Below are 17355 nucleotides of genomic sequence, written 5' to 3' on the forward strand. Positions count from 1 at the left end.
CACGGCTCGCGCACGAAAATGCGCAGGCAGCATGATCATTTGATCCGTTGGGAATGACAACACAATGACATGGGCCGAGAAAGTCGCGCCGCGCATCGTGAGCGGGCCGCGTCGCCGGCCCGCCGGGTTCAGTTCAGAACAGGTTGCCGTAGAGCGGCACCGTGGCGGCGCCGAGCGCAGCCGAAATCTCCCGGTTGGCGCGCCCCTGGTGGAAGGTAAGGCGCCCCGGTCGGCCGTTCATCTCGTACTCGGCCGCCACCTCGCGCGTGCGCGCGAGCAGGCGCTGCAGCAACTCGGGCGGCAGCAGGCCGTTGACGATGATGTCGGACACGTCGACCACATTGGATACGCCGGCAAGCACCCGGCCCAGGTCGGTGCCGGCCTGTTCGACCCATGCATCGAACGCCTCGCTTTGCCTGGCGTGCAGCGCGGCAAGATCGAGTTCCGCGACATGGTCATGCCCAAGCGCATGTGCCAGTCCGCGCAAGGACACCACGGTTTCGAGGCAGCCGCGTGCGCCGCAGAAGCAAGGCTTGCCCTCTCGATGGGCATTGACGTGGCCGATCTCGCAGCCGTTGCCGGTGAGGCCGCGCACCGCGCGGCGATTCATCAGCAATGCGCCACCCAGGCCGTTGCCGATAAAAACATGGAGATAGCTGCCGAGGCGCCGGCCATCGCCGAACCAGTATTCGCCGAGGCCCGCGGCCGTGCCGTTGTTCTCGATATGGATTTCATGGTCGACCAACTGGGACAACGCGTCGCGAAAGCCGAACTCGCGCCACGCAGGGTATTCGGCTGACTGGCAAACGAGGCCGCGCACGGGGTCGATGGCGCCCATCACCGACACGCCCACGCCTAGCAGTTTGCCGACGCGGCGCGGATGGTCGCGCAAGCCGTCGTACAGCTTGGCAAGCACTCGCACCGCGCTGGCGGGATCCTCGATCGACAATTGTTGGCGTGCTTCATGAATCACATTGCCGGCCACATCCACCAGCACGCCGGTCGCGAACTCGTGGTCGAAGTGCAGGCCGATCGTAGCCGCATAGCCGGGGATGATGCGCAGGCTGCGCACCGGCTGACCGGTGGTCCGTGCTTCGCGTTCAGCCGCTTCTTCGACGGCGCCCTCCCCGATCAACGCGGTGACGATATTGGTGATCGTCGCGGCGGTCAGGCGCGTAGATGCCGCGATCTCGGCACGCCCGATGCCCGGGTCCTGGCGGATGGCTTCGAGCACGAGCGCCCGATTGAGGTCGCGCACACGAGGCCCGTTGAATCCATGCTGATGTCGGGAATGCTTGATCGACACGCGAATATGCTCCGTTGCAGTTGAGCCCTTCGCGAGCTTGCGCAGTACGAGGGCGGTACGTTTCGGCAGGTAGTATACCTACCGTCAAGCATCGGCACTTCGCCGGTGGTCACGTAGCGGGCGCGGGCTGACAGGCGTCAGCCCGCGCATGCCACTGTCGACCAGTGGCTGACTTCCGCATGACTTCTGCTTTACTTCTGATAGCCCGCCTGTTTCACCGCGCGATCCGCGGCGGCCTGACCCGCGGCCAAGGCCTGGTCGACCGTCAACTGCCCCGCCACCGCGCCGGAAATGCTCTGCCCGACCACCGTACCGAACGACTGAAACTCTGGAATGCTAACGTATTGCACGCCGGTGTACGGGACCGGCTGCGCGCTCGGATGGGCCGGATCCGCGGTCTCGATTGCGTTACGCACGAACTCCGAAAACGGCGCCGCCTGTTTGTATTCAGGCAACTGGTAAGTCGAGAGACGCGTACCGGGCGGCAGCGAGGCCCAACCAATATCGGCGCCCACCAACTTGATGTATTCCTTCGAAGTCGCCCACTCGACAAATCGCTTTGCCGCATCTTGCGAGCGCGACGTCTTCGGGATCGCGAGCGCCCAGGACCACAACCAGTGCGAGCCCTTGGGTGTCGCCTGAATCGGAGCGGCGGCAAATCCCACTTTGTCCGCCACCGTGGACTCGTTCTTGTTGTAGAGAATGCCGGCAGCCGAAGTGGCATCGACCCAGATCGCGCACTTGCCGCTCGACATCAGGGAGAGATTTTCGTTGAAGCCATTCGAACTGGCGCCAGGCGCACCGTCCTTCTGCAACAGGTTCGTATAGAAACTAATGGCGCTCTTCCATTCGGGCGAATTGATCTGCGCATGCCACTTCTCGTCGAACCAGCGGCCACCGAACGTGTTGACGAGCGTACCGACGTAGGCCATGTTCTCGCCCCAGCCTGCCTTACCACGCAGGCAGATGCCGTAGATGCCGTTGCTCTTGTCGGTCAGCTTGTCCGCGAAGTCCTTGATCTGTTCGTAAGTGGGCTGATCGGGCATGGTCAGGCCTTTTGCCGCGAACAGATCCTTGCGATAGAACGTCATCGAGCTTTCTGCGTTAAACGGCAGCGCATAGAGTTTGCCGTCATAGGACAAACCCTCCCGCACGGTCTTGAACATATCGTTGAGATCATAGTCTGCCGGCAAACCGCTAATCGGCACGAGCCAGCCGCGTTTGCCCCACAGCGGCGCCTCGTAGGTTCCGATGGCCAGCACATCGAACTGACCACCGTTGGTCGTGATGTCCGTCGTCAGGCGCTGCCGCAAGACGTTTTCTTCGAGCACGACCCATTTCAGCTGAATGTCCGGGTTAGCCTTCTCGAACGCCGTTGACAGCTTCTTCAGTTCAATCTGGTCGTTATTGTTGGGAACGCCGACTGTGACGGTGGTTGCCTGCGCAACGTTGCTTACCGCCATGACACTGCACATGGCGGCAGTCATTGCGACACCACGATATAACGTGCGCAGGATTCCCTCTCTGCGATAGAGCTTTGCTTTCATTTCGTCTCCTGGAAAATTATCTAGCACCTAGATCGAACAGAGAACTTCAATCACGATGAGTCGTGCCAGGCTCAAGTGATGGTGTAACCGCCGTCAATCAACACGTTGGCTCCGTTTATCATGGCGGCGTCCGTGCTAGCCAGATACAGAATGGCGGAAGCGATTTCAGCAGGCTTGGCAAAACGGCGGGTTGGAATGGCGGCTCGGGCGCGCACTCCCGTCTCCCCTGCCCATCCGCTTAGTCCTAACTCGGTCTCGACCACAGTCGGTGAAATGGCATTCACGGTGACGCCATGAGGTGCCCATTCGAGCGCCATGCAATTGGTCATGCCGAGAATGCCGGCCTTGCTGGCGCAGTAGGCAAGATGGCCTTCGATGCCGATCACGGCGGCTTGCGACGCCAGGTTGATGATCCGGCCGCTTTTGCGCGCGAGCATGCTTGACGCGAAGGCACGCGCAATTAGAAACGGTCCGGTCAGATTAACGGCGATCGTTTTATCCCAGGTCTCCAGGGGGAAATTCTCTGCGGGCGCGAGTGGCCCGATACCCGCGTTATTGACCAGCACGTCCACGTGGCCGAAGCGCGTCAAAATGTCGTTCGCCGCCGCAGTGACGGATGCAGCATCGCTCACATCGACAATCCAGCCGGCGTGTTTGGCGCCGAGGCTCGATGCCACTTCCGTCACCGACTGGGCGCGGTCGATCAGCGCCAACGTGGCGCCCGCCTCTGCGAAGAGCTCTGCGGTCTTGCGCCCAATTCCGGCCGCCGCGCCGGTGATGACGACGACCGCATCCGTAAAGTCATAAGTAGTGTTCGACTTGAAAACCATGATGGTTCCTTGCTCGTGTGATCCGAAGGCTGCGGTCAGCTCATCCAGTTGCCGCCGTCGACATTGAGCGTCTGGGCGGTGATGTAATCCGCGTCCGCCGACGCGAGGAACACGGCGGCACCCGTCAACTCGGACGGACGACCCATCCGCCCCAAAGGCACGGCCTCTCCGACAAGACGCTTCTTCTCGCCGACCGGACGGTTTTCGTAGCGCGCGAAGAGCGCGTCGACGTCCTTCCACATGGGCGTGTCGATCACGCCCGGCGCAATGCCGTTCACGTTGATGTGATGAGGCGCGAGCGCCAACGCGGCCGACTGGGTGTAACTGATCACGGCAGCCTTGCTCGCGCAGTAGTGCGCGACCAATGCCTCACCACGGCGTCCCGCCTGCGAGGCCATATTGATGATCTTTCCGCCGCCGCCCTGCTCCACCATCTGGCGGGCCACGCGTTGCATCAGAAAGAACATGCCCTTCACATTCACCGCAAAGACACGGTCGTAGATCTCCCACGACTCCTCCAGCAGCGGACGCATGTCAAAGATGGCGGCGTTGTTGAAGAGGATGTCGATACGCCCGAAGCGCGCAAGGGTGGTGCGGACAATCTCCTCGATACCCTCGCGCGTCGTGACGTCGGCGCGCATCAGTACGATCCGCTCGGCAGGCACGTCGCCATAAGTTGTTTCGAGCTCGGTCTGCGGCTTTACATCGACGACCACCACCTTGGCGCCTTCATCCAGATAGCGACGCACCACGGCTTCGCCAATGCCGGCCGCCGCACCTGTCACGATCGCAATCTTGTCCTTGAGTTGCATTTACGTCTCCTGTCAAAAATTCGTACCGTTCACACTCACGCGCGGCATGCCAACGCATACATCCCGATGACGTCTCTCACCTTGCTTTGAATGATGCTCATGGGAGAGCCGTCGATAGCGCCGCGGCGCAATGCCCAGTATTGGGCGGGAAGATAGCGGCTCAGCAGATTCTCCGGAATCGCGCTTGCCGTAAGGTTGTCGATCAGTTTTTTGGCCGCGGCTTCGATCTCGGGGTCGGCCCAGTAGTAACGCACCCGGTCGCTATAGCTGTAGGTGCGGAGAAGACGGCGCTCGTGGTCGTCGCCGTGGTAGTACTTCTCCCAGTTCCCGGGTTTGGTGAGCATGACCGCTTCCACCACTTCGCGCAGCTTCGAACATTCGCTTCCGTTGATAATCTCGGCCTCGATGTCCGCCAGTGCATACAACGCCTCGCGTAGCGCAAAAGTCACGCCTGGGCCGACCTTCAGGATTCCGAACCCATCACGAACGAGTTGCCGGAGCGCTTCGGGCTTCTGATAGTCCGTCGAGTGCGCCTCGAAGACCATGCCCGGCAGTTGCGTGAGTACGTTGGAAAGCTCCGTCGCAAGCTCGGGCTTGTAATCGATCACCTTGGTGTGATCGAACTCGACACCCGGTTGAACGACCAGCGCAATCACGCGCTCCCACGCTTCATCAAGCCCCTGTTCACGCCACGCGTCGCGATGAACGGCGACGGTGTCGAGCGCCCCTTCCCAGCGTGTCACCTCCACCGCTTCCAGCTCTTCGCTCGCGCCGCCCGGAACAGGGACTTCGGTGCCGATGACATACACTGGCTTCGTGGCTGTGCCCTCGCGCGCGGCCGCTCGCTCCGCAACAGCGCATAGACGCGAGGCGCGCTCCGCAACGACGCCATCCGACAGGCGTGCGGGATCGCCGCCGCAGCTCATGCTGGTATCCAGATGGATCTTCGAGAAACCCGCCGAGACATACGCGTCGATCAGCGCCTCCGCGCGCTGCATCGCTTCTTCGGCGGCAAAACCTCGCCACGCATTCGGTCCAAGATGATCTCCGCCGAGAATCAGACGGTCGCGTGACAAGCCGATCCCATCCGCGATTCGATAGACGAAGCGTACGAAATCTGCGGGCTTCATTCCTGTGTAGCCGCCGAACTGATCCACCTGGTTCGAGGTCGACTCGATCAAAAGCGGCGTGCCGTCGTCCAGTGCCTGCTTCATGGCGGCGCCCAGCACCCATGGATGCGCCGAGCAGATCGAGTAGATGCCCTTCAAGGTTTGCGCCGCGGCGCGATCGCCGGAAAGGCGTGCAACGACGTTATGCATGATGGTGCTCCGACGCATGTCCAATGAACTCGTCCAACTCTGCGAGCGTCGCGGTTCCCTCCATCGGCCCCTTGGCGGTCACCGCCAAGGCTCCACTAGCGCTGGCGTAGCGCAACGCCCGTTCGACTTCCATGCCCTGCGAACGGCAGGCAATGTACGTCGCGCCGAAGCAGTCGCCGGCACCGGTTGGGTCAATCTCTTCGACGCAGAAAGCAGGAAGATGCCGCTCCATCGTGCCGTCGTAGAAACTGCAACCCTCCTTGCCCCGCTTGACGACCACTTCGCGCACACCACGCTTGAGCAGCTCGTCGATTGCCTCCGCCTCCGAGCTCGCCGTAGCAAGCAAGGTCACTTCGTGGCCACTGGGCAGAAAGACGTCCGTGTAGTCGAGAACGAAATCGAGTGCCTCACGCATCTCAGGAATCCGTAGCATTTCCTTGCGGACATTCGGATCGAAGCTGACGGTGCCGCCTTGCCCTTTCACCGTCTCGATCACCTTCTTCATCGCTTCGATGATGCGCGACGAGAACAGCGACGACCCCATCACGTGGAAGTGCCGGCAATCCTTCAGGAGATCGTCACGCAGGTTGTCGACCGACAGCAGGCCCGACGCACTGTTGGCAATATTGAAGATGAAATCGCGCTCGCCATCCTGCCGGTAGGTGACGAACGCGCTGCCGGTCGTCGCGGTTTTGATGACGGCAATGCCCGAGACGTCGACACCGTCCGCACGCAGTCTCTCCACATTCAGGATGCCGAAATCATCGTCGCCGACACAGCCGATCATCGCGCAGCGACTACCTGCATGGGCCACCTGGTCGATGAAGATCGCCGGCGCACCGCTGGCGTACGGACCGATAAGCGTGCCGGGCCGGCGAAACGACTGTCCGCGCTCGACCGCCATAATCTCGACGAGTATCTCTCCCATCGTCAGGATGTAGCCGGTGTCGCCGGCCTTGTACAGTTCGGAATTGACCATAAGACGTTTTCACTTGCAGTGAGCCCCCTGCCGTCTCGCAGCGCGAGGGCGATAGATCTCAGCGCGTCGCTCAGCGCGTCGTATAACCACCGTCGACGACCAGCACTTCGCCCGTCACATAACTGGCCGCCGGCGAGCAGAGGAACAGTGCGGCGGTCGCGACTTCTTCCGGCTGGCCGACCCGCGCCATCGGAGTCATGTCGCGCCAGATCGGGAACCACTCGTCATTGGCCATGCCACCGCGCGACATGTCCGTGTCGATGTAGCCGGGAGCCACCGCGTTCACGCGGATGTTTTCGGTGGCGAGTTCGCTGGCGAGGCTCTTGGTCATCATGTGAACCGCTGCCTTCGAGCTGTTGTAGGCGACCTGGTTCTGCGGAATGTTGGAGATGAAGCCGGAGATCGAGCCCACGTTGAGAATCACGCCGCCGCCTTGCGCACGCATCGGCGCGAGCACGGCCCGGCAACCGCGGAACACCGCGTCGACGTTCAGGCTCATGATGCGACGCCAGCGCGTTTCGTCGAAGTCGCCGGTATCGCCGTGAATCGCCACGCCGGCGTTGTTGACCAGCACGTCGATGCGTCCGTGGCGCTTGAGCACTTCGTCGACCAGTTGCTGGGGCGCCGCTTCCTGCTCGAGGTCGGCTGCGATGAAGTCGACCTCGTAGCCGGCCTCGCGCAGACTGCGTTCGGCTTCGGGCACCGGACTGCGGCTGCTGATGACGAGGCGCGCGCCGGCTTCGCCGAAGGCATGCGCGATGGCGAGCCCGATGCCGCGCGTGCCGCCGGTGATCAGCGCGAGCTTGCCGTCGAGGCGGAATTTTTCAAGGATCATGACGTGTCTCGTGAAGGGTTGATAGATCGACTGCTTGACGATGGCGTTCGGCGCAGGGCGCGGGTACGCATGGTTTTGTCTGCTGTTCTTTTCAGATTAAATCAATTGATTTAACTACGTCAACGGCATTCGCCCTACTTCGGGGAAACACTGATGGGGAGGGAGTTACGGAGAGTCATACAGCGCCGGCATCACGCGCCGAGTGTGCCGATTTGAGGCAGACTGCGGCGTTGTGCGGCATAATGGATCCTCTCAGGTTCTGGCACGGCCCTCGGAATAGCCAGAATCCTTTAGCCGACCGGAATGCGGTCGGCTTTTTTTTGGGGCGGATGGTGATGCCCCACGAGTGACGCGTCGTGGTTGCGTACCGTCGTACGCAAGCCTGTGCCCCCTTGAGCAGCGAGCAGGGTCGTACATGGCCTGCATGTAACGACTCGCTACCTCTACGGCGCCCTTCTACCATCCGGGACATCACCCATCAGGCTCAACACCCGTTCCAGTTTCTCGATATGCGGGAAGTGCCCCGCTTCCGCAGGCTACTGCTCCGTGCTCAGGCCGAGGGAACGGCGCGCGCCGATATGGATGTCGGCGCTCGGCTGGCTCGTCGACCAACCCGCATTCGCGCCACGGGCCGATCATCTCTTTCACGTTATCGCGAGCGCCATCCTGGCGAATCGGCCTGGCGACGATATCAAGAAGGCAACGTAACAGAGCGCAACGAACGGTTGTCTGCAGTGCGTAGGATGGCGTCCTCTATGCCCGGCAGGAATGACAGTTATGCACTCGTGCGGTCTTCTCTGCGGCTTTGAGTTGCCCGACTATCTGGTCGATCTGTACAAGAACCGCAAGGCACCTTGCCGGTTCTCCGCAAGAAAGTCGCTTCGGCGTCTTGACCCGGTCCTGCTTCGTTCCCGGCCACGAACCGTCGGGAACGATTGGACAGGCAATCTGATACATCACCATCAAGGCAATATGAAATCACGTACTTTTCTCGTAACCGGTGCCAGCAAAGGCATCGGCAGGGCCGTCGCACAGCGGCTGAATGCGGACGGGCACCGCGTAGTGGGGCTGGCACGTCAGGGGGACGACCCAGGATTTCCAGGAAGGCTCGTTTCTGTCGACCTGTCCGATCGCGCGAAAACGCAGGCCACACTCGACAGGCTTGCGGCGGAATACAGGTTCGACGGCCTGGTCAATAACGTTGGGCTGGTCAAACCGCAAAGGCTGGGCGCCATCGATCTAGACGCGCTTGACGCCGTCATGTCGCTCAATCTGCATCCAGCTATCCAGGCGGCGCAAGCACTCCTGCCCAATATGAGCGCCCAAGGCTGGGGGCGAATCGTCAACGTATCGAGCCTCACTATCCTTGGCATCGTGGAACGTACGGCTTATGCCGCCGCCAAGTCCGCCCTGGTGAGTTTTTCACGCTCCTGGGCGCTTGAATTGGCGACCACCGGCATCACAGTCAATTCCGTCGCTCCCGGCCCCACGGAAACCGAACTGTTTCGAGCCAACAACGCGCCGGGAAGCGCAGGGGAGCAGCGCTATCTCGCCTCCGTCCCAATGAAACGCTTCGGCAAGCCAGACGAGATTGCCGCAGCCATCACTTTCCTGCTGTCCGAAGACGCTGCGTTCATCACGGGCCAAACGTTGTTTGTCGATGGCGGCGCCTCGATAGGCAAGGCTTCAATTTGAGGGCAGAACATCTCCTCAATCCAGGAGACGAAAGGGCGTGCTTTTACGCTGACCATGCGCCCACTGGGAAAAACGGTCCACAGGTCGATACCCGCGGTTCGCCGGCTTGTGCGAACCAGGTTCGCGTGCCAACGACGCAACGCCGACCGTGAGTGACCTTGCGTGCCGTCGTGCTCGAGTCGCCAGGCCCCCCATGCTGAGTGCTACGTCGATGCCGCGTTCCGGCAGACCGGAGTGAGGTCCACCCGATATGCCCCTAGGGAATGACTGTTATGCCGTCATGCTGCCTACCCCGGCCAGTTCATTTCAACGACGATGTTTCCATGTCTGGCGAACCGCTACCAGGAGCTCGTCTGACAGCAAGTCGTCGTTGTGGCTCTCCCCGCAGTCGCAAGAGCCAACGAACGTGTTACCGCGCTCGTCCTGCTAGCCGGTACTAACCGATCCGCAAGGAGTAACTCCATGAACAAGCTGTTTTCAGCCGTCAAAGTCGGCCCCTACACCCTTTCCCATCGCGTCGCGATGGCGCCATTGACACGCATGCGTTCGGAGCCGGGTGACGTGCCGGGCGATCTGATGGTTGAGTACTACACGCAGCGCGCAACCGAAGGCGGCCTTATCGTCACGGAGGCAACCCCCGTTTCGGTACAGGGCTACGGCTATGCAATGGCCCCGGGGATCTACTCCGACGATCAGATTGCAGGATGGCGCCGGATCACCGATGCCGTGCACGCTAAAGGCGCTCGCATCTTCCTCCAGTTGTGGCATGTCGGCCGTCAGTCTCACCCCGATCTTCAGCCAGGCGGCGCGGCGCCCGTCGCTCCGTCCGCACTGAAAGCCGAAGGCCATGCCTATTCAGTGAACGGCGAAGTTGAATTCACGATGCCCCGCGCGCTTGAATTGCACGAAATCCCCGCCATTGTCGAGGACTTCCGCAGGGGGGCCGAACGGGCGCTGCGCGCGGGCTTCGACGGTGTGGAGCTGCACGGCGCAAACGGCTATCTGCCGGATCAGTTTCTGCAGGACGGTTCGAATGCTCGCACCGACGAGTACGGCGGCCCGATCGAAAATCGCGCACGTTTCCTCCTCGAAGTAACGGACGCACTGATTTCCGTGTGGGGAGCGGATCGGGTTGGCGTGCGCATTGCACCGAGCGGCACCTATGGCTCGATGCATGACAGCGATCCGGAAACCACCTTCGGTTATGTGACGGAGCAGTTGGACAAGCGTGGCATCGGCTATCTCCACGTGGTCGAGCCACGCGTCAAGGGAACGGAAACGATCGGCGAAGTTCACGATCCGGTCGCGGCGCGCCATCTGCGCCCGAAGTTCACCGGCACGCTCATCGCCGCAGGCGGCTTCACGAAAGAGACTGCGGACGCGATCATCGAAGCGGGCCACGCGGACATCGTCGCGTTTGGCCGCCACTTCATCGCCAACCCCGATCTGCCCGAGCGCCTACGGTTGAATCTGCCGCTCAACCGGTACGACCGGAGTACCTTTTATGGCGGCGACGCACGCGGTTACACCGACTACCCGTTCCATGCCGAAACGCAGGCGGCGTAATTCTGCAGCCCACCATCGGGATCCGGAAGAGCGGATTCCGGTACTTGACTCCCTTCACACAAGCACGCCCTGAACGACGCAGCGACCCGCGCTAACGTAGCGCCGGTCGTTGCGTTGGCCGCTACGGCACGGCAGGGCGAGCGTTTCCAATCTATCTCGCAGGACTCGATATGAGCATTCTGGTTCCGTATCCTCGCGGCTTCGCCTTCGACACGGACGTCATTCAACCCGTCTCCAGCGCTTCAACCAGACCATCCCGCCCGCCTGTAATCGCTCGGCGACACCCCGGACACCCGCTTGAACGCGCTGCTGAATGCGCTTTCGGATGCGTAACCCAACCTTGCCGCGAGAACGGCAATGGGTGTTTTCTCGTCGATTAGCGCCTGCTTTGCCATGCGCATGCGCCACTGCGTGAGCCACGTGAGCGGAGCCACGCCCGCGACAGACCTGAAATGCACGCAGAACGCCGTACGCGACATTGCCGATGCGGCCGCAAGCTCATCCAGCCGCCACGCCCGGCCGGGATCGCCATGCATCAACCGTAGCGCGGGCGCAAGCCGCCTGTCGCCGATAGCGCGCAGCCAGCCGTCGGGGACTTCCGTGCCGCTGTCGAGATAGACGCGCAGCATTTCCACAAACATCAGTTGTGCCAGGTATGCCGAAGCAAGGCCGCTGCCCGGCAGGCCCGACGCGAACTCATTCACTAGCCGCGCAAGCAGCCATTGAAGAACGGTCGCCTGCTCGCAGTCCGCGCGGATGTGTATCAGCGGCGGCAGGACGTCGACCAGCAGCGCATCATTGGACGGTGCGAGCCTGATGTGCCCGCCGATCTGCGTGCAACCGTTGCCGTCGCCAATTTTCGCGGTCCGGATCCCGTCACCTGAGAAGACGGTGGCCGCATCGACCGGTTCCGCGTTCGGATCGCTTGCGAGGACAAACGAACGTTCACCCGTCAACAGAAAGACGTCTCCTTCGCGGACTGACACGGGTGCAGTCTGCGCATCGAGGCAAAGCCAGCAACTTCCCTTGACCAGTGCAAAGAATTTGATCTTTTTCGGCCGCGGAAAGCGGATCGCCCATGTGCCACCGGCGGAGAAGCCACCTGCCACGACGGGTTGGGCGCCGAGCAGGCGAAGGATGTCCGACAGTGGATCGTTGTCGAATTTTGAACTCATGCGACAGTATCCCGTACTTTTGATTATTCATCGTACCGGAATTTGAGCCCACACTGTGCGCATCATTGTTCGTCCAGGAAGACGCCATGCTGACGCCACAACAACCGCTTGGTTCGGGTTTCGGAGCCGCCACCACCACCGATGAAGTCATGACCGGCATCGATCTTTCCGGCAAGACCGCGATCGTGACCGGAGGCTACTCAGGCCTCGGGCGTGAAACCGCGCGAGTCCTGCGCGCCGCCGGAGCACGCGTCATCGTTCCCGCGCGTGACCTGAGCCGCGCCCGCGAAGCACTGGCCGGCATGGACGTCGAAATCGCGCCGATGGACCTGCTCGATCCTACGTCTATCGACGCCTTTGCTGCATCGTTTCTCGAATCGACACCGGCGCTGCACATCCTCGTCAACAGCGCCGCGATTATGGCCGTGCCGGAATTGACACGCGACGCGCGAGGGTATGAGTATCAGTTCGCGACCAATCATCTCGGCCACTTCCAGCTCACCACGCGGCTCTTGCCGACGCTGCGCAATGCGAATGGCGCTCGCGTGGTGTCGGTCTCATCGATCGGTCACCGCTATTCGCCGGTATTTCTCGACGATCCGCATTTCGAGCACCGTCAGTACATCCCGTTGGCAGGATATGGGCAGTCGAAGACGGCCAACATCCTGTTCGCCGTTGCGCTTGACCAGCGGGAGAAGGCCCATGGCGTACGCGCATTTTCGCTGCATCCGGGCGCCATTGCGGATACCGGGCTGGGGAAATACATACCGCTCGAACACAGGGTGGCAGCGGGCGTCATTGATGAACAAGGCAAGCCCGTGCGTGATCCGGCAAGACAACTCAAGACCATCGGGCAGGGAGCGGCCACGCAAGTCTGGTGCGCAACAAGCCAGCAACTGAACAGCCTGGGCGGCGTGTATTGCGAAAATGTCGACGTGGCCCCAGTGATGAAGGAACAGCCGGAGAAGATCGATATGGCGGATGCCATGAGGCTTACGGGCGTAGTGCCCTATGCCATCGACCCCGCCTCCGCCGATGACCTTTGGGAACTCAGCGAGCGGCTTCTCAACTGGTAGCATGAAACCCGGCTCAGGCGCCGTGGACCCGTATCGCAGCCAGTAGCGGCAGCTCACGCCGCATACGCCTCGAAGCGGACAGGCTTATACTCGGTCGACTCCCACGGACTCACACCTCAGGCATGCCAAAGCACACCGCTCATCCTGAGCGGCATCCATCCGAATTGCCGCTCGCTACGCCGAGCTTCGCGTCAGTGTCGATGGCCTCGCTGATTGCGGTTCTTGCGTGGCTGGCCTTCGTCGCACAGACCGACATCACGATTGGAAGAATGCTGATGCGCGGTCTGGGCGTGATCGAGGGTATCGAGCGGATCAGCAGCTATCTGACGAACCTCACGGTCCTCGCCGTCGCCATCGGTTTTACTTGTGTGGCACTGCGAGCACGCTCCGCGCCCGGGCGCTTTTTCCGCAAGCCGCCGGTGCTCACCGCTGTCGTCGTGTATATCGTGTTCGTCGGCATTGCCTATAACACCCTGCTGCGCCATCTATGGACGCCAGCCGGCTTCCGCTCGCTGCTCAACGAATCGCTGCATACGGTCATCCCGCTGCTGTGCGCGCTGTACTGGCTGCTGTTCGTTCCGCGCTTTCATCTGCAATTGCGCCACTGCCTCTTCTGGCTGGTCTATCCGCTCGGCTATCTGTTCATGACACTTTGGCGCGGCAGCGAAACCGATTTCTATCCTTATCCGTTCATCAACGTCAGCGAGCTCGGTTACGAGCGTGTGCTCGTCAATACCCTGTTGCTGCTGCTCGGCTTCGTCCTTTTGATGGGCGTCTTCATCGCGATCAATCATCGCCGTCCGCGTCCGGTGCCAGCCGTCGATGCTCGCCAACCTGATGGCAGCGATCGCATCAAGGACCGTTCGCTGAACCCTTGAGCCGCGACTCGGCAAGTTCTTCGCACTGCATCGCATTGAATCGCGACGAAGGCGGCCACGCCGCACCAACGCTACAGCTTCAAATACCGCTGCGGCGTTTCCCCCATGGTCCTTTTGAACATCGTGATAAAGGCACTGGAGTTGGTATAGCCGAGTTTGGTGGCGATCGTCCCCACCGCCACGCCCTGCGCAATCAGCGAAACCGCCTCGACCAGTCTGAGCTGTTGCCGCCATTGTCCAAAGGTCAAACCGGTCTCGTCGCGGAACAGACGCGCAAGCGTGCGCTCGCTAGCACCGGCACGCTCGCCCCACGTGCCAAGCGAATCGCAGTTATCCGGCTCGTTGAGCAGACGTTCGCAGATCTGCCGCAAGCGGCGATCGTTCGGTAACGGCAGGCCGCCCTCCGTCGCCTCCGGTGCATCCAGCATTTCCTTGAGCAGCAACGGCGTGATCAGCGCGGCGCGCCGGTCGGGATCGTCCTTCTTGTCTTCGATCATGGCCGCGACGAGTTCGCGCAACAGCGGCGATATCGACAGCACCCGGCAGCCGGCCGCAGGCCAAGGCGAGGCTTCCGGTTCAAAGTAGACGCTGTGCATCAAGACCTCGCCCGTCGCCCACAACTCGTGGCCGATACGCGGTGGGATCCACAGACCGCGACGCGGCCCGAGCGTCCACATGCCGGTCTGCGTCACCACCCGCAGCACGCCGCGCACGGTGTAGACGAATTGCGCCTGCTCGTGCGAATGCCACGCCTGCCTATCTCCATCTCGATAATCATAGCAACTGGCTATGATGTCGCGCGACTGCCGCGGATATCGGATGTCGGGGGTTAAGCGCCACGCCTGGTCCACCTTCTACGCTCCTCGAAAAACCGCCAGAAATTGTCTGTTTCACGAAGTTTGTTGGCGATACCTCGTGAGACCTCATCGGTTATCTTATTTTGCACTTGATGGGAACGAACTGGCAATGCAAATAGTAATGATTCTTAATAGCATTGGCGGGCGTTTGCGGCCTTTTAAATTAAACCAGGAACAGGAAATGACTCGGGGAAAGGAACACACCGGCCAGCCGGACACGGCGGGCTGCCTGCGCACACGGAAATTCACATGCTTCCGGCTGATGCCGATTGCGGCAGGCCTGCTGCTCGCGAACGCCGGCCACGCCCAGTCGCTGCCCGCAGGCGCCGCCCCGGCAACCGGCGCGTCCGAGCCGCGTGCCGCCTCCGCTCATGCCGCAGAGGATGCGCAACTTCCCGTCGTCCGCGTGACCGACGCCCGTGCGGCCGAGACGGGCACCGGACCGGTAGTCGGCTATGTGGCGCGCCAGAGCACCGCGGGCACCAAGACAGATACGCCGCTCATCAAGACGCCGCAGGCGGTGTCCGTCGTCACGCGCGACCAGATGGACATCCAGGACGCGCAAAGCGTGGCGCAGGCGTTGCGCTATACGTCCGGCGTCAATCCGGAACAGCGCGGCACCAACACGGATTCGCTGGAGTATCTGTATGCACGCGGCTTTCTGATCGACGAGTTCTGGAATGGTCTGCGCACGCCGGGGCCTGCTGGCGGCTTCGGGTTCAATGTGACCAGTTTCGATCCGTATATGTTCGAACGCATCGAGCTCGTGCACGGCCCGGCTTCCGTACTGTATGGGCAGGGCTCGCCGGGCGGCGTCGTGAATCTCGTGAGCAAGTTGCCGACCGCGGAGCCGTTGCATGAGATCGGCTTTCAAACCGGCAGTTATGGACGTGTGCAGGGTTTCTTCGACTTCAGCGGTCCGCTCGATCAGGACGGCAAGGTCCTCTACCGTTTGACGGCCGACGGCTTCAACACCGGCACGCAGACCGACTACGTGAACCAGCAGCGCTTCGCGATCGCCCCCACCATCACGTGGCGACCGACGAAGGACACCACGCTCACGGTCTATGCAAACTACCAGGCCGATCCGGAGGCCGGGCTCTACAACACGGTGCCGGTGGTCGGCACAATCCAGACCGGTGTGTCGCAACTGCCCCGCAGTTTCAATCCGGGCGAGCCGACTTTCGACAGCTTCCGCAAGACCCAGGAGTCGATCGGCTATCAGTTCGACCAGCGTCTGAACGACATCTGGTCGCTCAGGCAAAGCTACCGGTTTCTGCACAACAGCCAGACCGTGCAGTACGTGGCCGACGACCTCGGCTACGTGAACAACGGCACGGAGCTCGCGCGCGAGGCGTACCTGAACTACGGCATGGTCAACTCGAACACGATCGACAATCAGGCGATCGCCCGATTCGGTACCGGACCCGTGTCGCATCAGGTGACGGTGGGCGTTGACTACCAGAACATCCAGTTCGATCACCACTTCTACGGCTCGGCGGACAACAACGTGCCGTCGCTGAGCATCACGAATCCGCAATACGGTCTCGCGATTCCGTATCCGACGTTCCTGTTCGGCACGTCGCAGGCGGAGTCCGTCAAGCAACTGGGCACCTATGCGCAGGATCAGTTCGATATCGGTCGCTGGTCGTTCCTGCTCGGCGTGCGTGAAGACTGGACCAACGAAGATTCGACGTCCTACGCGAACGGCTCGTCCACAAGTCAGTTCAACCGGGCATTCACCTGGCGCGCCGGCGGCACGTATCAGTTCGACAACGGCATCGCGCCCTATGCTAGCTATACGAAGTCGTTCCTGCCGCAAGTGGGCGCCGACTATAACGGCAAGGCGTTCGATCCGACCACCGGCGAGCAATACGAAGTCGGCGTGAAATTCCAGCCGAAGGGTTACAACAGCTTCGTCACGGTTTCGGCGTTTCACCTGACGCAGAACGACGTCCTGACGACCGACCCGGTGCACACCGGCTTTCAGGTCGAGACCGGTCAGGTGCGTTCGCAGGGTTTCGAAGTTGAAGCGCATGCGAGCCTGACCAACAACCTGCAACTGATCGCGAGCTACACCTACACGAATCTGCTGAACACCAAGAGCAATACCGCCGATCTCGACAAGGTGCCGGTCGGTATTCCGCGCAATACGGCCTCGCTGTGGGCGGATTACACGCTTCATGCCGGTCCGCTCGCCGGGTTGCAGTTCGGCACGGGCGTGCGCTATATCGGCGGTTCGTATGGCGATACGGCGAATACGCTGCTGACGTCGTCCGCGACGCTGGTCGATCTCGCCGTGCGCTACGACCTTGGCCAGGCGTTCAGCAGCTTGCGCGGCTGGACGGCGTCGCTCAATGCAAGCAACCTGCTCAATCGCGAATACATGGCGTCCTGCAGCAATGGCTCGTGTTATTGGGGCGAAGGACGGCTCGTACTGGCGGGGTTGAAGTACCAGTGGTGATCACGCTGAGGCAAGC

The 17355-nt window shown here is 61.5% G+C and carries 14 protein-coding genes; 5 read left to right on the forward strand and 9 right to left on the reverse strand.

What is annotated here, in order from left to right; all coding sequences use genetic code 11:
* Window positions 1-133: 133 nt before the first annotated feature.
* The 7 genes from BUS12_RS13920 to BUS12_RS13950 all read right to left on the reverse strand — a co-directional run bounded on the left by BUS12_RS13920 (window position 134) and on the right by BUS12_RS13950 (window position 7628).
* Entirely contained in the window at window positions 134-1306 is a 1173-nt protein-coding gene (locus BUS12_RS13920; protein ID WP_171991638.1) for an ROK family protein, read from the reverse strand.
* A gap of 191 nt (window positions 1307-1497) precedes the next feature.
* Window positions 1498-2769, reverse strand: a complete 1272-nt coding sequence (locus BUS12_RS13925) for an ABC transporter substrate-binding protein (RefSeq protein ID WP_429306974.1) — start codon at window positions 2767-2769, stop codon at window positions 1498-1500.
* A 155-nt stretch (window positions 2770-2924) separates the two neighbouring features.
* The gene (locus tag BUS12_RS13930) at window positions 2925-3683 is read right to left on the reverse strand and encodes a GolD/DthD family dehydrogenase (protein WP_074296218.1); all 759 of its coding nucleotides are present in this window, start codon (window positions 3681-3683) and stop codon (window positions 2925-2927) included.
* A gap of 35 nt (window positions 3684-3718) precedes the next feature.
* Window positions 3719-4495, reverse strand: a complete 777-nt coding sequence (locus tag BUS12_RS13935; protein ID WP_074296219.1) for an L-iditol 2-dehydrogenase — start codon at window positions 4493-4495, stop codon at window positions 3719-3721.
* Window positions 4496-4530: 35 nt separating this feature from the next.
* The gene (locus tag BUS12_RS13940) at window positions 4531-5814 is read right to left on the reverse strand and encodes a D-tagatose-bisphosphate aldolase, class II, non-catalytic subunit (RefSeq protein WP_074296220.1); all 1284 of its coding nucleotides are present in this window, start codon (window positions 5812-5814) and stop codon (window positions 4531-4533) included.
* Window positions 5807-6793 (reverse strand): tagatose kinase, encoded by a 987-nt coding sequence (locus BUS12_RS13945; RefSeq protein WP_074296221.1) that lies wholly within the window; start codon window positions 6791-6793, stop codon window positions 5807-5809. Before BUS12_RS13945 ends, BUS12_RS13940 begins: the two co-directional genes overlap by 8 nt.
* A gap of 70 nt (window positions 6794-6863) precedes the next feature.
* Complete coding sequence (locus tag BUS12_RS13950; RefSeq protein WP_074296222.1) at window positions 6864-7628, reverse strand: SDR family NAD(P)-dependent oxidoreductase; 765 nt, start codon at window positions 7626-7628, stop codon at window positions 6864-6866.
* A gap of 972 nt (window positions 7629-8600) precedes the next feature.
* Between BUS12_RS13950 and BUS12_RS13960 the strand changes: the two genes are divergently transcribed.
* The gene (locus tag BUS12_RS13960; protein ID WP_074296223.1) at window positions 8601-9323 is read left to right on the forward strand and encodes an SDR family oxidoreductase; all 723 of its coding nucleotides are present in this window, start codon (window positions 8601-8603) and stop codon (window positions 9321-9323) included.
* 462 nt (window positions 9324-9785) lie between these two features.
* On the forward strand, window positions 9786-10889 hold the full coding sequence (locus tag BUS12_RS13965) for an alkene reductase (RefSeq protein ID WP_074296224.1): 1104 nt from the start codon (window positions 9786-9788) through the stop codon (window positions 10887-10889).
* Window positions 10890-11131: 242 nt separating this feature from the next.
* Here BUS12_RS13965 and BUS12_RS13970 read toward each other — a convergent pair whose 3' ends face one another.
* Window positions 11132-12064, reverse strand: coding sequence for an AraC family transcriptional regulator (locus BUS12_RS13970; protein WP_074296225.1), 933 nt, complete (start codon window positions 12062-12064; stop codon window positions 11132-11134).
* 86 nt (window positions 12065-12150) lie between these two features.
* Here BUS12_RS13970 and BUS12_RS13975 point away from each other — a divergent pair, with 86 nt between their 5' ends.
* Window positions 12151-13140, forward strand: a complete 990-nt coding sequence (locus BUS12_RS13975; protein WP_074296226.1) for an SDR family NAD(P)-dependent oxidoreductase — start codon at window positions 12151-12153, stop codon at window positions 13138-13140.
* 122 nt (window positions 13141-13262) lie between these two features.
* Window positions 13263-14018: a Pr6Pr family membrane protein gene (locus BUS12_RS13980; RefSeq protein ID WP_171991639.1), complete on the forward strand. Its 756-nt coding sequence runs from the start codon at window positions 13263-13265 to the stop codon at window positions 14016-14018.
* Window positions 14019-14089: 71 nt separating this feature from the next.
* Here BUS12_RS13980 and BUS12_RS13985 read toward each other — a convergent pair whose 3' ends face one another.
* Window positions 14090-14869, reverse strand: a complete 780-nt coding sequence (locus BUS12_RS13985) for an AraC family transcriptional regulator (RefSeq protein ID WP_083640475.1) — start codon at window positions 14867-14869, stop codon at window positions 14090-14092.
* Window positions 14870-15056: 187 nt separating this feature from the next.
* Here BUS12_RS13985 and BUS12_RS13990 point away from each other — a divergent pair, with 187 nt between their 5' ends.
* On the forward strand, window positions 15057-17339 hold the full coding sequence (locus BUS12_RS13990) for a TonB-dependent siderophore receptor (protein WP_171991640.1): 2283 nt from the start codon (window positions 15057-15059) through the stop codon (window positions 17337-17339).
* Window positions 17340-17355 lie beyond the last annotated feature (16 nt).

The organism is Paraburkholderia phenazinium (assembly GCF_900142845.1).
Taxonomy (GTDB): Bacteria; Pseudomonadota; Gammaproteobacteria; order Burkholderiales; family Burkholderiaceae; genus Paraburkholderia; species Paraburkholderia phenazinium_A.